Raw genomic sequence first — 15,160 nt, 5'->3', positions numbered from 1 at the left:
ATATTAAGAATTTCAGAATCATACTTTCAGAAATTTGAAATTTTTTGTTATGATATAAATTACATTCATTGGAAGTGAAGGTGATGAAGGGTTGGCTAAAAAGAAAATCGCAAAAACGAACGCAATTCGGTTATTAGATTTACAAAAGGTGCCTTATCAGACGATTACTTATGAGACAGCAGGAGCTATTGATGGAGTATCCGTTGCACAGAAAATCGGTCATCCTGCAAATCACGTTTACAAAACGCTTGTGACAACAGCAGGTACTCAGAAATTTTATGTGTTTGTCATTCCTGTTGAGGCAGAGTTAGATTTAAAAGCAGCAGCTCGGGTGGCGGGGGAAAAGAAAGTAGAGATGCTTCCACTAAAAGATTTACTTGCTACAACTGGTTATATACGAGGTGGTTGTTCACCAATTGGAATGAAAAAATTGTTTCCAACTTTCATAGAACATTCGGCAAAAGAACTCGATTATATCATCGTGAGCGGCGGAAAAATTGGACTGCAAATACAATTGGCGCCTAACGATTTAGCGAATGTAGTAAATGCTACTTTTGTTCCGGTTACGAAACCATGATTTTTTGCATTAAAATAATGAACATAGAAATTTACGATTTAATAGATAGAAAGAAGGCGCATTTTCAATGAGAAGAGAATATTCATGGCGATGGGGATTTTACATTGTCGGTTTAATCATCATGGGATTAGGAATTGCGATGGTAATTAAAGGAGAGGATATAGGGGTTAATGCATGGGACGTGTTGCATATTGCCTTGTATAAAACAATCGGCTTATCGATTGGTTCTTGGGTAATCATTACGGGACTCGTCATTTTGGCATTTACTTCGTTGATGTATAGAAGTTTTCCGAAGATCGGCACATGGTTAAACATGCTGTTGATTGGTGCATTTATTGATTTCTTCTATTGGCTTTTGCCCGATGCGGAGTCATTTGCCTTCCAACTGATCTATTTTATTGTAGGAATTTTTGTTCTAAGTTTTGGTACGGGTATGTACATATCACCGAATTTAGGTTCTGGTCCTAGAGATGGTTTAATGATGTGGATTGTAGAAAAATTAGGCGGAAGCATTAAAGTAGCTCGCATCTCTATTGAATTAGTTGTTGCCGTGATTGGATGGATGTTAGGTGGTCCACTTGGCGTTGGTACAATCATTATTGCCATTGTTTCTGGCTATATCGTGCAATTTTCATTACCTTACTGCCAAAAACTATTGACAAAATGCATCGGGGAAGAAGAGATAAAAGAGGAAAAGCCGCTTATTCATCAGTAATCATGAGAGTTTGCGAGAATTGAATAGGTGAATTTTTCAATTGAAGACCCAAGAAATATTTTATCGGTATTTCTTGGGTTTTTGTGCTTTATTCATGTCGTAAATTTAGTTTACCTTTTTCCCAAGAATGACTAAATCTCTTTTCACACCATCTAAATTAGCAACTTCTGGTAAATGCCCCCACTTTTCAAAACCCAAACTTGAAAATAAGCGAATGCTAGGTTCATTATGTCCGAAGATAAAAGCGATTAGTGTATCGATTTCTAACTTAAGACTTTCCTCAATCGCTTTGCTTAGAATCTTTTTTCCGAGTCCTTTCCCTCTATAGTTTTCGTGAATGTAGATACTAATTTCAGCAGTGGCATCATAAGCGGGTCTTCCGTAGAACGATTGAAGACTTACCCAACCACAAATATCTCCTTCATATTCTACAACCCATAAAGGTCTTTTTTCAGGCTGATGTTCATGAAACCAATTTAGTCGATCTTCAACTGATACCGGGGCGATATCGGCAGTAACCATTCTACTTGGAATTGTAGAATTATAGATATCCACAATAATTGGCAAATCATTAAGGGTAGCAATTCGAAATATCATTGTCATTATCGTCATCCTTTTATCTTTATTCTTTATTTCTAGTATAAAAGAAATAACTTCCATATGCGCTTTTTATTGTTTGAGAAAGGAACTACAATATGATTTTCTCGAGTTAGATGTAGTCATAAAATTCTTCATATTATTACGAAGTACGTTTCAAACGGAAAAGTTAATCAAGACTAGAAAAGAATCTATAGTTTGAATCATATATTGTTTCTAGAAACCTGGTCTGGAGGTGCAAAATTGGCAAAAGCTTTAGATTCTTTTCTTGAAGAAAACTTACAGCAATTGAAAAGCCAAGGGTTATACAACGAAATTGATGTGGTGGAAGGGGCAAATGGTCCTGAAATCCAAATCAATGGTAAACGGTTAATTAATTTATCTTCCAATAATTATTTAGGATTAGCGACGAATCAAGAATTAAAGGAAGTGGCGAAACGCGCTATCGATCAATATGGAGTTGGAGCAGGAGCGGTTCGCACAATTAATGGAACGCTAGATTTACATGATCAATTGGAAGTAAAGATAGCAGAATTTAAAGGAACAGAAGCGGCAATTAGCTATCAATCTGGGTTCAATTGTAATATGGCCGCCATTTCAGCTGTCATGGGAAAAGATGATTGCATTTTATCGGATCAATTGAATCACGCTTCCATCATAGATGGGTGCCGATTATCAAAAGCACATATTGTTGCATATACTCATTCTGATATGGATGATTTGCGGAAAAAAGCAAAAGAAGCTGTAGAGTGCGGACGTTATCAAAAAATCATGGTCATCACAGATGGCGTGTTTTCAATGGATGGGGACTTGGCGAAGCTTCCGGATATTGTGGAAATCGCAAAGGAATTTGATCTCATCACTTATGTCGATGATGCTCACGGTTCAGGGGTCACTGGAAAAGGAAGAGGTACGGTAAAACATTTTGGGTTAGAGAAAGACATTGATTTCCAAATTGGTACATTATCAAAAGCGATTGGCGTTGTCGGAGGATATGTGGCAGGAAAAAGGAAGTTAATCGATTGGCTGAAAGTGCGCTCCCGTCCGTTTCTATTTTCAACGGCAGTGCCTCCAGGTGATGTAGCGGCTATCATTGCGGCGATAAATATGTTAATGGATTCAAATGAACTAACAGAGAAATTATGGGAGAATGGAAATTATTTCAAAGAAGGATTAAAACAGCTTGGATTTGATATTGGAAATTCGGAAACGCCGATTACTCCGTGCATCATTGGAGAAGAAAAACTGACGCAACGGTTTTCCAAGCGTCTACTGGAAGAAGGTGTTTATGCGAAAGCGATTGTGTATCCTACAGTGCCTAGGGGAACAGGGCGTATTCGCAATATGCCTACAGCAGGACATTCAAAAGCAATGCTAGATAAAGCACTTTCAATCTACGAAAAAGTGGGGCGTGAACTAGGCGTAATCTAGGTGTAAAGGATTGAATTTGCAAAATCTAATTAGAGGTGCCTGGCATTCCAATAAGAAAGGATGATCATTTGAAAGGTTCCATTACGAAGTTTTTCGGGCAGGCGATGACCGGGCAAGGAATGAAAAATCTGTATCAAGAGATTATCAAGGAAGCCGATAAAGTCTACTTTTTAAAAGGAATTTTTGGATTTAATGTATCCAATTTATTGAAAGAAATTGGCTATCATTATGTAAACAAAGGCCATGATATTGAATTTTTCTATGACCCTCTTTTTGAAAATACAATTCAAGCAGTATTCATAAAAGACATCCATACGTTATTCCTCAAAAGTTCCACTCCTTCTATTGAACCGACTCACCTGGGTACTCGCGATCAAATTATTTCCTTTTATGAATGTTTAGATGAGGCATCACTTAAAAAGCATGGTCAACGAATAAAGGAGCTTTCTGAAGAAATAAATAATTGGCATAATAAATGTTTTGCTTCGCTCCAATCCGCCATTGAAATACATGATGAGTGGGAAAAACAGACGCAGTCTCATATGGATTGGAAGGGGCTTGAACAACATCGGGATGAACTGTTTGATCAAATTTTTGATGGCATGCTTCTTAATAAAAAAGGGGTGTTAACTCATCGATTATTCGGAACGCTTACGCCAAATGGGGCAAGAGATTATTTGCAAAATATTACGCGAAATTTAGAAAGAAGATACTTTATTAAAGGGCTACCGGGAACAGGCAAATCCAGCATGTTAAAAAAACTAACTCAAGATGCGCTAAAACGGGGATTTGATGTACAAAAAGTATGGTGTGGACTAGATTCAAAATCAATTGACATGGTTATTTTACCAGAATTAAAGCTTTGTATTTTTGATAGTACCGCTCCCCATGAATACTTCCCTGAAGATGGAAGAGCCGGTGATCAGATTGTTGATATTGTAAAACATTGTAAACTAACAGAAGAAGCAGAAGAGAAGATTCAAGAGATTTCAAAAGAATATCGGAATGCAATTCAACATGCAACAAACTACGCAAAACTGTATGCAGAGGCCGAAAAAGAAATGCGTGAAATTATTGACTTATCAACGAATCTATCAAAATGGAAAACGCAATCTGCGCATTTGTTTTAACGATCAACTTAAAACCCTTGGATTTCTCTTGTGAGAAACCAAGGGTTAAAGAATTGGGTGAAGAGTGAAAATCTCTTTAGGAACCCTTATATATAAGGAGGCAGGGGAGTGAATGACTCACTCCTTTTATTTTTTATAAAAGCAAACGATAAGGGTCTTGCAAATAATCAGCAATTTTACTTAAAAACTCAGAAGCAGGTGCACCATCTATAATTTGATGATCGTATGTTAAACTGAGAGGCAATTTTAATTTTTCTACAACTTGGCCATCTTCTAGTGCCAGTTCTTTTTGGATGGCCCCCACACCTAAAATACCTACTTCCGGTGTATTCAAGATTGGTGTGAAGTATTCGATTTCATAGCCGCCTAAGTTGGTAATCGTAAAGGTTGACCCGCTATAGAGGCTTCCATCAAGCGTACCTTGTCGTGCTTCTGTTGTTACTTTTTGAATAGCTGCACCGAGTTGGGATAAGGACATGAGATGCGTATTTTTAATAACAGGAACGACTAAACCTTCTTCGATTGCCGTTGCCATTCCAATATGCACTTCATCTACGCGGATATATTCGCCGTTATGATACCAAGCATTCATATCCGGCGTATCTTTTAAGGCTAAAACTACCGCTTTTGTTAATAGGGTATTGATGCTTAACTCGCCATTTGTGAGCGGTTCTTTTACTTTTGTTTTTATTTCTTCACGGAATTTCATTAATTCCGTAATATCCACTTTTCTATGGTTTGTTACTTGAGCGGTTGTCTGAACACTGCGCATCATCCGTTGAGCAATGGTTTTGCGCATTCCGGATAGTCCAGCACCATAGGAAACTGATTGTGTGGATGGTGCATTTTCTATTGAAGGAGCTGCTTGTTCCATGGAAGCTTGATATCTTAATATGTCTAATCGAGTAATGCGTCCATTACCGCCAGTACCTGTTACGTTACGAATATCAATGCCAAGTTCATTTGCCATTTTACGGGCAACCGGCGTAATAAAGATTCGTTCTCCAGCTTCTTTTTCTATCATCTCCGTTTTTGCGGTTGGAACTGCTTTTGCTGTTTCTACTTTTTTCGGTTCTTTTACACTTAATGATGGAGAAGGGGAGTTGATTTGTTCATTTGGTTTTCCAATAAAGGCAATTGGCTTTTTGCTTGGTACGACATCTCCTACTTGAGCGACAATTTTAATGATTGTACCGGACTCTGGTGCAACGACTTCACTTGTCAATTTCTCTGAACTGATTTCCGCCACTGCATCACCTGCATGAACTTCATCCCCTTCATTTACAAACCAATGTTCCACTGTACCCTCTGTCATCGTCAAGCCTAGCTTAGGCATCAATATTTCCGTAGCCATGATGAATCACCCCTCTCTATTTAACTCTCAAGTCATCGATAATTTCTGTCGCTACTGTCAATACTTTATTAGCATCTGGGATATATAATTTTTCAAGATTAGCAGCAAACGGAACAGGTGTGTTTGGCGCGCATACACATTTGATCGGTCCATCTAAATAATCAAAGGCTTTGTCTGCTACAACTGAAGCTATATCAGTTGCCGTGTTGTTGTGCGGATTGGATTCATCGATGATAATTAAGCGGCCTGTTTTCTTCACAGACTCCAGCACTGTTTCTTCATCCCATGGTGCAACAGTGCGCAAGTCAATGACTTCGACTGAGATATTATCCTTTTCTAAAATGTCTGCAACTTCTAAGCCGACGTACAACATTTTTCCAATGGTAACAATTGTTAAATCTTTACCTTCACGTTTGATGGCAGCTTTGCCAATTGGGACTGTGTAATATTCTTCCGGTACTTCGCCTTTCATTCCGTACAATGTTTTATCTTCCGAAAAGATGACAAGGTTATCATCTTCAATTGCGGAGAGGAGAAGACCTTTTGCATCATATGGTGTTGCAGGGACAACGACTTTGACGCCAGGAATTGAACCGAATAAACCGTAGTAGGAGCCGGAGTGTTGAGCGGCTGCATTCACCCCTGCACCGTGCATTGTGCGCACTGTCATTGGAACTTTCGCTTTTCCGCCGAACATGTAGCGCATTTTTGAACCTTGTCCGATGATGGAGTCAAAGCAAAAGCCGATAAAGTCGCTAAACATCAGCTCAGCTACAGGACGCAAACCGGTAACAGCCATACCTACAGCCGCAGCCATATAACCCATTTCGGAAAGCGGCGTATCGATAACTCGTTCACGGCCGTATTTTGGTGCAAGGCCGCGGGTTACGCCCATTACACCGCCCCAAGCATCTTCGTTGGCCTCTTCCAAATGTTGGACTTCCGCTCCGCCTGCAATATCTTCACCTAATAAAATGACGTTTTCATCTTTTGCCATTGCTTGATCAAGCGCTTCATTAAGTGCATTCATGAACAAAATTTCTCTAGCCATTCTCTATAACTCCTTTCCAAGTTTTTTAGATTAGTCCGCAAAAACATCTTGATAGAGTGATTCAGGTGATGGTTCTGGACTTTCTTTCGCGAATTCAATTGCCTCTTCAATATCGCGAACGGATTCTTCTTTCAATTGATCTAATTCTTCTTCCGTCAACAAGCCGTTTTCAATGGCGTATTGACGGAATACTTCAAGCGGATCCACTTCCGCCCATTCTTTTTCTTCTCCACTAGGTGCTTTGTAACTTTGTTCGTCACCTTCAAAGTGTCCGTGGTTCCGGTAAGTGACGCATTCAATTAACGTTGGTCCTTCACCTTTGCGTGCGCGTTCAATGGCTTCGCCAGCTGCTTCATATACGGCGACAACATCTTTTCCGTTCACCCGAACACCAGGCATATTGTAGGCGGCAGCTCTTTCCGCGATTGTGCGGGAAGCGGAAGAATACCATTGTGGAGTGGATTCGGCGAAAAGGTTATTCTCACATACAAAAATCACTGGCAACTTCCAAATGGATGCCATGTTCAAACATTCATGGAATACACCTTCATTAGCAGCACCATCACCGAAGAAGCAAACGGCAACCCGGTCCGTTTTCTTATATTTGTTGCGCATGGCAGCACCTGTTGCCAGTCCGAAACCACCTCCAACCATTCCGTTGGCACCTAAAATTCCTTTATCCATGTCGGCAATGTGCATGGAACCGCCTTTACCTTTGCAAAGTCCTGTGGCTTTGCCAAAGATTTCAGCCATCATTCCTTTTAAATCGCCGCCTTTCGCGATACAGTGGCCATGTCCCCGGTGGGTACTTGTAATGTAATCTTCATCGGATAGGTGAGCACAAACCCCTACAGCAATTGCTTCCTCACCGGCATATAAGTGTACAAACCCTGGAATTTCTCCGGCAGCAAAGAAACGTTTTACATTTTCTTCAAAATTGCGGATATCCTCCATTGATTTATACATGGATTTTGCCTTATCTTTCGTTAATTCCGCTGTATCCGTAGCTGTACGAATTTCTAAATCTACCAATTCTTTCACCGACGTATCAACACTCGCAAACAATTTAGGCATGCCTTTTGCTTTTTGCGTCATTCTTGATTCCTCCTTAAATTTATTGATGTTTTATAAATTCTTTTTGCTGTTTCTTGGATTAACTCGGATACAGTAGGGTGGGCGAAGACTGTGTTTGCCAATTCATCAACAGTACCTTCGGATTCATAAACTGCTAGAATTTGGTGAATTAAGTCTGCTGCGTTAGGTCCGACAATCACGGCACCTAATATTTCCCGATATTTGGATTCGGATATGATTTTGACAAAGCCTTCTGTTTCATTGGCAACAATGGCTCGTCCATTAAATGAAAAAGGCATTTTTTCAACGATTACGTCATAGCCTTTTTGTCTTGCTTCTTCTTCGCTCATCCCAAACTCAGCAACTTCCGGTTCGATGAAAAGCGGGCGAGGAATACTGTATGGAGATACAGGCCTTTCTTTTTTTCCATTTATGGCACGAACAGCTTTTATGCCTTCCGCACTGGCTGCATGTGCCAATGTATAACCGCCAATTAAATCGCCAATGGCATAAACATTTTTCATGCTTGTTTCATAATATTCATTTACTTTGACAAAATGTTTTCTTTCATCCAATTCAAGTCCCATTGCTAACGGGATTTCCAAGTTTTGTTTTCTGCCTGTTGCCACCAGCAGTTGATCAAAAGGAATTTCCTCACTGGAAAGAAGGACGCATCCTTTTTTCACTTTTTGGATGGAAGCCTTCGTAATGATTTTTATACCCATCCTCTGAAGCTTTTCTTTCACAATGGAACGGGCTTCCGAATCAACCGTTAACAATATATCCGGTGCGGCTTCGATAATCGTGACATCGGCGCCGAATCTTTTCATGGCATAGGCCAATTCAACACCGATTACCCCGCCGCCGATAATGGTCAATTGATTTGGCAATGTTTCCATGTCAAAAAAGGAGTTCGTCGTTAAATAATCTACATCGCTTAATCCTGGGATGTTTGGGACGAAGGGGGCACCGCCCATGGCAAGTAACACATTTTTTCCGTAGTATCGCTCTCCGTTCACTTCGAAAATTTTTCCTTCTACGTATTTTGCTTCACCTGTAATATATTGGATACCATTCTTTTTAAACGTCAAGTGAATACCGGATTGCAAGGTGGAGATAATCTTGTTTTTTCTTTTCACAACGGAGGGGAAATCAATTTGATTCACTGTAACTGATAAACCGTTTGCATTAAGAGCATGAACAGCGGACAACCAGTGGCTATATTGCAGGTAAGCTTTGGAAGGAATGCAACCGACGTTGAGACAGCAGCCACCAATGGCATTTTTTTCAATCACGCAGACTGAATTACCGAGCTGTGCAGCTTCTTCTGCGGCAACATATCCACCGGGTCCGGCTCCGATAATGAGTACATCATAAGTTTTCAAGGAATCACCTTCTTTTCTTTCGCATGAATTGCAAAAGTTAGAATTTTCGGAATAATGAAATGATTGTAAATTAATTTTAGCGAATTAAAAAAAATCCGTCTATAGTACTTTTTGAGAATTATTGTAATCTCGTTGCTGAAAATAACTATTTTTGAGATTTATGGGATGGAATTTTAGGAAAGGAGAGGGAATAGGGGTATTCCTCTCCTACTTGAAAGTTGAAATTAAATCGGTTCGTAAAGAAAAACTGGTTCATTATTTTTGATGGAAATAGTAATACGGACATTTTCTTCAATTTGATTGGCGATAATATCCCGAGCCAGTGGTGTTTCAATATGTTGGACGATAAACCGCTGAATTGGCCGTGCGCCATTAATTTGGTCGTAGCCATTCTCCGCAATCCATTGGATGACTTCCGAAGTCGTGTGAAGAATTAATTTGTTTTCTTTTAATCGTTCATTGAGTTCTTTCATCATGATTTCGGCAATTGCCACCATTTGTTCTTTCACCAATGGGTTGAAAATGATGGTTTCATCAATCCGGTTTAAAAATTCCGGCTTGAAATGGGAGCGCAATTCGTTAATGACCGCTTGTCTTGCTTCAGATGTAATAACATTATATTTTTCTATCGAATCCAATAGTAGTTTCGATCCGATATTGCTTGTCATAATTAAAATTGTATTTTTAAAGTCCACCGTCCTACCTTGGGAGTCCGTAAGTCTTCCTTCATCGAGCACTTGTAATAGAATGTTGAAAACATCCGGATGGGCTTTTTCGATTTCATCGAGAACGATGATGGAATGGAGCCGATGCCGGACCGCCTCCGTCAAGTGGCCCCCTTCGTCATAGCCGGCGTATCCCGGCGGAGGACCAATGAGTTTTGCGACTGCATGTTTTTCCATATACTCTGACATGTCCAGCCGTACCATATCCAGCTCTGTACCGAACAACACTTTTGCCAGTACTTTCGCCAGTTTCGTCTTGCCGACACCTGTAGGTCCAAGGAACAGGAAGGAGCCGGTTGGTTTATTTGGGTTTTTAATTCCAGCCCTTGAACGCAAGACGGCATGAGTTACTTTTTTCACCGCTTCATCTTGTCCCACGATGTATTTGTGTATTTCGTTCTCCAAATTCAATAGTCGTTCCCGTTCATTTTTCATGACACCTGTAATTTTAATTCCAGTTAGTCTCTCCACGACGCGCTCGATATCTTCAGCGGTCACTACATTATCGATAAAGGTTTTGCTTTCCTTTAATAGACCCCATTGTTGTTCCAGCTCTTTCAGTCTCTTTTCGGATGCAGGAATGTCACCGGTTTCCAATTGAACGATTTGACCGACTTCATTATTCTTTACCGCTTTTTCATATAACTTATGCAATCTTGCCAAATTTCTTTTTTCCCGCTGCGTGAAATGGAGCATTTCCAGCTCTTTGGCCCATTGCTTTTCCATTTTTTCCTTTTCGGTTTCCAAATTTTTTAGCTGTTGTTCAAATGTATGCCGGTCAAATGCCGGGTCGGGTTCCAACTCATGCTTATAAAGGGCGATTTTTGCTTGCAAAATTTGTTCGTTGATTTTTTTGATGGAGTGGGGGACTTCATTTAAGGAAATCCGTTTGACTGCGCTGGCTTCATCCATCAAGTCAATGGCTTTATCCGGCAAATACCGGTCGGTGATGTAGCGTTTTGAAAGTTTGACGGCCGCTTCGATGGCTTCATCGGTGATAAGGGTTTCGTGATACAATTCATAATCCTCTTTAATGCCCCGCAGAATTTCAATGGTTGCTTCAATCGACGGTTCATTGACGATCACACGTTGGAAACGGCGCTCCAACGCTTTATCTTTTTCGATATATTCCCGATATTCATCTTGTGTGGTTGCTCCAATACAGCGAAGTTCACCTCGGGCAAGCATCGGTTTTAATATATTTCCTGCATCCATGGAGCCTTCTGTTCGTCCCGCACCGACGATCGTATGAATTTCATCAATGAAGAGGATGACTTGATTATTTGATTGTTTCACTTCATTTAATACGGCTTTTAATTTTTCTTCAAATTCCCCGCGATATTTAGCCCCAGCAAGAAGGGAGCCCATATCTAGACTATAGACGACTTTATCGAGCAAATTATTTGGAACATCTTTGTTCACAATTTTTTGAACCAACCCTTCAACGATGGCGGTTTTTCCAACCCCAGGGCTGCCTATTAAAATCGCATTATTTTTATTTTTTCTTGTTAAAATGCGGATAATATCATTGATTTCCTTTTCCCTTCCAACGATTCGGTCAACTTTTCCATCTACATATCTTTGATTCAAATTGACTGCATATTTGTTCAATGCGTCGTATAGCGTCTCCTGATTGTCGGATGTGACCATTTGTCCGTTTCGAGTTTGATGTAATTTTTCATATATGGATTCTTTCGTTACATGATGTTCGGCTAAATATTTTGTAATAGGATTAAAATCTTGTTCGAACAAAGCAATCATTAAATGCTCAACAGAAATAAAGCGATCTCGTAGCCGTTCCGCTTCAATCTCCGCTTGTTTAAACAGCCTTTTTAGTCGTTGGCTTTCTTTTTCTCCATAAGCGATATTCGTACCTGCTAAAGAGGGGATTTTATCTACTTCTTTATTTACTAGTTGAATAAGCTCGTTCATATTAATATTAAATTCTTGATAAAAGTTATAGGCAAAGTTGTTGGGCTGTAATAAAGCGGTCCATAGATGAGGAATATCCAGTTGATAGTTTTGTTTGCTTCGAGCAAGTTTCTTTGCATGGAGGATTCCTTCTTTAACTGCGATTGTATATTTGGCAGTCATGTTATCACCCTTTGCTGTGGAATAGGCAATCTTTGTAAATATATCGTAAGCGAAAAATCATATGAAAATCAATCTTATTTCTGAATTTTTTGTCAATTGAAGATTCAGTCGGGGGAATCTTTGGAGATGCAGGACTGGCAGAGAGGGTAAAAAATTTAACCCCTTCGCTTAAAAAAGGGAAGGGGAGTGATATCATTTTTGAACTTTTGCTATTTCTTTTTGGAAAATCCCTAATGCTTCAATGCGGCGGATGGCTTCTCGGAGCCTCTCTTCTTCCACAAGCAGCCCCACCCGAATATAGCCTTCGCCATGTTCGCCAAATCCGTTGCCGCTTGCGACTGCCACATCCGCTTTATCCAATAGGTAATCGGAAAATTCTTGGCTCGTAAACCCTTCCGGAACCGGCAACCATGCAAAGAAGGAGCCTTTTGGCGCTCTTACGTTCCATCCGATCCGACGGGCTTCTTCCACCAGCACATTGCGGCGGGATTCGTAAATGCTTCTCAGTTCTTCCACACAAGATTGATCGCTGTTCAATGCATAAGCGGCTGCCTGCTGTACGGCAGGGAAGAGGCTGCAAAACAGATGGTCTTGCAACAAGTTGATGGCTTCAATGATGTCGCGGTTACCCACCGCAAAAGCGACACGCCAGCCGGCCATATTATAAGTTTTGGATAATGTATAGAACTCTACTCCAACTTCTTTTGCCCCTTCCGCTTGCAGGAAGCTCACCGGTTTCTCTCCGTCAAATCCAAGGGCACCGTATGCGAAATCGTGAACAACAGTAATATCGTGTTCTTTTGCAAATTGCACCGTTTTATTGAAGAACTCTAAAGTGGCAGTGGCGCCCGTTGGATTGTTTGGATAGTTCAAATACATCAATTTTGCCCGTTTCTTCACTTCATCAGGTAAAGTGTTATAATCCGGGAGAAAATCATTTTCCTCAAGCAATGGCATTGTATCAAAATGAACATCCGCCAACACCGGACCGGATAAATAGTCCGGATAGCCTGGATCCGGTAGCAGCATATAGTCGCCAGGGTTTAACACGCACAACGGAAGCTCGACCAATCCGACTTTTGCACCGCCTAAAATGGCCACTTCTTCATTTGGATCGATGTCTACGTTGTATTCTCTTTTGTAAAAGTTGCTTACGGCTTGTTTTAATTCTAGCATGCCACGGAAAAGGGAATATTTATGAGTATCAGGGTCGGCTGCTGCTTCTTGAAGCGCCTTGACAATGTGAGTAGGTGTTGGGCGGTCTGGATTTCCCTGTCCTAGATTGATCACATCCCGTCCTTCAGCAATCGCTTTATTCACTTTTTGCACAAGGGAAGCGAAAAATTGAGTAGGAAGTTTTTGGAGTTTATAGGATAATTCCATGTGCATCCTCTTTTCTTATTGATTTAGTTGGTGAATGTACAACTTGATTGAATTCTCAAAATCTGTCATTCTGTATTTTAAGAAAATACCAGTTTATAATTATAAGTAGATATGTAGGAATATTATTATTTTCTTGAATAATTGTCTAGGGGGATTCAAGATGAAAATTGGTTGCATTCAAATGAATGTCGGGTTTGGGAAAGTGGAGGAAAACTACGAGCGGGCGGAACAATTGATTCGGGAAGCGGCAAGTAAGGGTGCTGACATTGTGGTATTGCCTGAAATGTGGAATACAGGATATGCTCTTGAAAAATTAGAGGAGTTAGCAGATGAAAATGGCAACCGCACAAAAGCTTTTCTTCAACACCTTGCCAGTGAGCTAGGAATACATATTATCGGTGGTTCTGTAGCGACAAAAGAAAATGGAAAATTTTATAACACGATGTATGTGGTGAACCGCGATGGGGAATTATTGAGTGAATATAGTAAAGTTCATTTATTTAGATTAATGGATGAAGAAAAATATTTAGAAGCTGGCGAATCCATGAACCGCTTTGATTTGGGAGATCTTCCGGCAGCGGCGGTGATTTGCTATGATATCCGTTTCCCTGAATGGCTTCGCGCCCATGCATTAGCGGGAGCAAAAGTGTTGTTCGTTGCTGCTCAATGGCCGACACCAAGAATTGATCATTGGAAAACACTTTTGCAAGCCCGTGCCATTGAAAATCAATGTTTTGTTGTGGCAGTAAATCGAATTTCCCGCAAACCGGAAAACTTTAATGGACAGTCAATGGTGATTGAACCTTGGGGTGAAGTGTTATGGACTGGTGCAGAAGATGAGGAGTTGGCGATAATTGACGTAGATTTCTCAAAAGTGGATGAAGTCCGCACACGAATTCCGGTATATGACGACCGCCGTCCAGAATTATATGGGAAAGTAGTAGAGCAAAAGTAAAGGAAAGTGAGCCGAGCAATGTAGGAAATTGCTCGGTTTTTTAGTGCGCCTGGCATGGGTGTAATCTATAGGGTGTAAGTCCCGAACTGTGAAGGCAGAAGTAACAGTTAGCTTAACGCAAGGGTGTCCGTGGTGACGCGGAATCTGAAGGAAGCGAGCGGCAAACTTCCGGTCTGAGGAACACGAACTTCATATAAGGCTAGGTATCATTGGATGAGTTTGCTAAACAAAACAAAGTCCTTTCTGCCAAAGGTGGTACAGAGTAAATGAAGCAGATAGATGGAAGGAAAGATTACATTCTTACCCGGGGAGGTCTGGCGGATATGTGAAGTACGCTTCATAACCTACTTAGTGATAAGTAGCTGAACCGTCAGAAGTCAGCAGAGGTCATAGTATTAGTTGGTTTAGAACTACTAAGAAGGACCGAACAATTAAGAGAGAATAGCCCTTGGCATTCAGTGAGTCATGATGAACACAGAAAACGTAGTACCTCACTTGAGGAAGGAAGCGGTGAATCCCGTGGGAGACCTCTTGGAGGGTGGAGTGACCACTGGCATAAAGAGAACAGCTATTCACGGAAGTTATAAAGACTTGCGTCAATCATCTTAATTGAACCGCCGTATACGGAACCGTACGTACGGTGGTGTGAGAGGACGGGAGTTAATCGCTCCCTCCTACTCGATTTGGTT

Annotated in this window: 13 protein-coding genes; 6 read left to right on the top strand and 7 right to left on the bottom strand. The window is 40.6% G+C overall.

Features of this window, described 5'->3' with window-relative positions; all coding sequences use genetic code 11:
- Positions 1–91: 91 nt before the first annotated feature.
- Together ybaK and NSQ18_RS05155 are read left to right on the top strand one after the other, a co-directional pair.
- On the top strand, positions 92–577 hold the full coding sequence (gene ybaK / locus NSQ18_RS05160) for a Cys-tRNA(Pro) deacylase (protein ID WP_168411827.1): 486 nt from the start codon (positions 92–94) through the stop codon (positions 575–577).
- A gap of 67 nt (positions 578–644) precedes the next feature.
- Positions 645–1,292, top strand: coding sequence for a membrane protein (locus NSQ18_RS05155; RefSeq protein WP_016837345.1), 648 nt, complete (start codon positions 645–647; stop codon positions 1,290–1,292).
- 105 nt (positions 1,293–1,397) lie between these two features.
- Here the strand turns inward: NSQ18_RS05155 and NSQ18_RS05150 are convergent, their stop codons facing one another.
- On the bottom strand, positions 1,398–1,895 hold the full coding sequence (locus tag NSQ18_RS05150) for a GNAT family N-acetyltransferase (protein ID WP_016837344.1): 498 nt from the start codon (positions 1,893–1,895) through the stop codon (positions 1,398–1,400).
- 237 nt (positions 1,896–2,132) lie between these two features.
- Between NSQ18_RS05150 and NSQ18_RS05145 the strand changes: the two genes are divergently transcribed.
- A complete protein-coding gene (locus NSQ18_RS05145; RefSeq protein ID WP_339289299.1) occupies positions 2,133–3,320 on the top strand; it encodes a glycine C-acetyltransferase in 1,188 nt (395 codons plus the stop codon).
- Positions 3,321–3,388: 68 nt separating this feature from the next.
- Positions 3,389–4,450, top strand: coding sequence for a nucleotide kinase (locus NSQ18_RS05140; protein ID WP_339289298.1), 1,062 nt, complete (start codon positions 3,389–3,391; stop codon positions 4,448–4,450).
- A gap of 133 nt (positions 4,451–4,583) precedes the next feature.
- Here the strand turns inward: NSQ18_RS05140 and NSQ18_RS05135 are convergent, their stop codons facing one another.
- From NSQ18_RS05135 to NSQ18_RS05110, 6 genes are all read right to left on the bottom strand, one after another.
- Positions 4,584–5,804 (bottom strand): dihydrolipoamide acetyltransferase family protein, encoded by a 1,221-nt coding sequence (locus NSQ18_RS05135; RefSeq protein WP_016837341.1) that lies wholly within the window; start codon positions 5,802–5,804, stop codon positions 4,584–4,586.
- Between the two features lie 16 nt (positions 5,805–5,820).
- Entirely contained in the window at positions 5,821–6,855 is a 1,035-nt protein-coding gene (locus NSQ18_RS05130; protein WP_016837340.1) for an alpha-ketoacid dehydrogenase subunit beta, read from the bottom strand.
- A gap of 30 nt (positions 6,856–6,885) precedes the next feature.
- Complete coding sequence (locus NSQ18_RS05125) at positions 6,886–7,821, bottom strand: thiamine pyrophosphate-dependent dehydrogenase E1 component subunit alpha (protein ID WP_339289603.1); 936 nt, start codon at positions 7,819–7,821, stop codon at positions 6,886–6,888.
- Positions 7,822–7,946: 125 nt separating this feature from the next.
- Positions 7,947–9,314: a dihydrolipoyl dehydrogenase gene (lpdA, locus tag NSQ18_RS05120; RefSeq protein ID WP_339289296.1), complete on the bottom strand. Its 1,368-nt coding sequence runs from the start codon at positions 9,312–9,314 to the stop codon at positions 7,947–7,949.
- Between the two features lie 224 nt (positions 9,315–9,538).
- Positions 9,539–12,133: an AAA family ATPase gene (locus NSQ18_RS05115; protein ID WP_339289294.1), complete on the bottom strand. Its 2,595-nt coding sequence runs from the start codon at positions 12,131–12,133 to the stop codon at positions 9,539–9,541.
- Between the two features lie 192 nt (positions 12,134–12,325).
- Positions 12,326–13,516, bottom strand: coding sequence for a pyridoxal phosphate-dependent aminotransferase (locus tag NSQ18_RS05110; protein ID WP_339289292.1), 1,191 nt, complete (start codon positions 13,514–13,516; stop codon positions 12,326–12,328).
- A 160-nt stretch (positions 13,517–13,676) separates the two neighbouring features.
- On the opposite strand from NSQ18_RS05110, the gene NSQ18_RS05105 reads away from it, so the two are divergent.
- Positions 13,677–14,471 (top strand): carbon-nitrogen family hydrolase, encoded by a 795-nt coding sequence (locus tag NSQ18_RS05105; protein WP_339289290.1) that lies wholly within the window; start codon positions 13,677–13,679, stop codon positions 14,469–14,471.
- Between the two features lie 465 nt (positions 14,472–14,936).
- Positions 14,937–15,080 carry a hypothetical protein gene (locus NSQ18_RS05100; protein ID WP_172597779.1) on the top strand — a complete coding sequence of 48 codons (144 nt, stop codon included), beginning with the start codon at positions 14,937–14,939 and terminating at the stop codon, positions 15,078–15,080.
- Positions 15,081–15,160 lie beyond the last annotated feature (80 nt).

The organism is Ureibacillus sp. FSL K6-0786, from assembly GCF_037965165.1.
GTDB lineage: Bacteria > Bacillota > Bacilli > Bacillales_A > Planococcaceae > Ureibacillus > Ureibacillus thermosphaericus.
The sequence above is the reverse complement of the archived record's forward strand: the minus strand, read 5'-3'. Positions and strand labels throughout refer to the sequence as shown.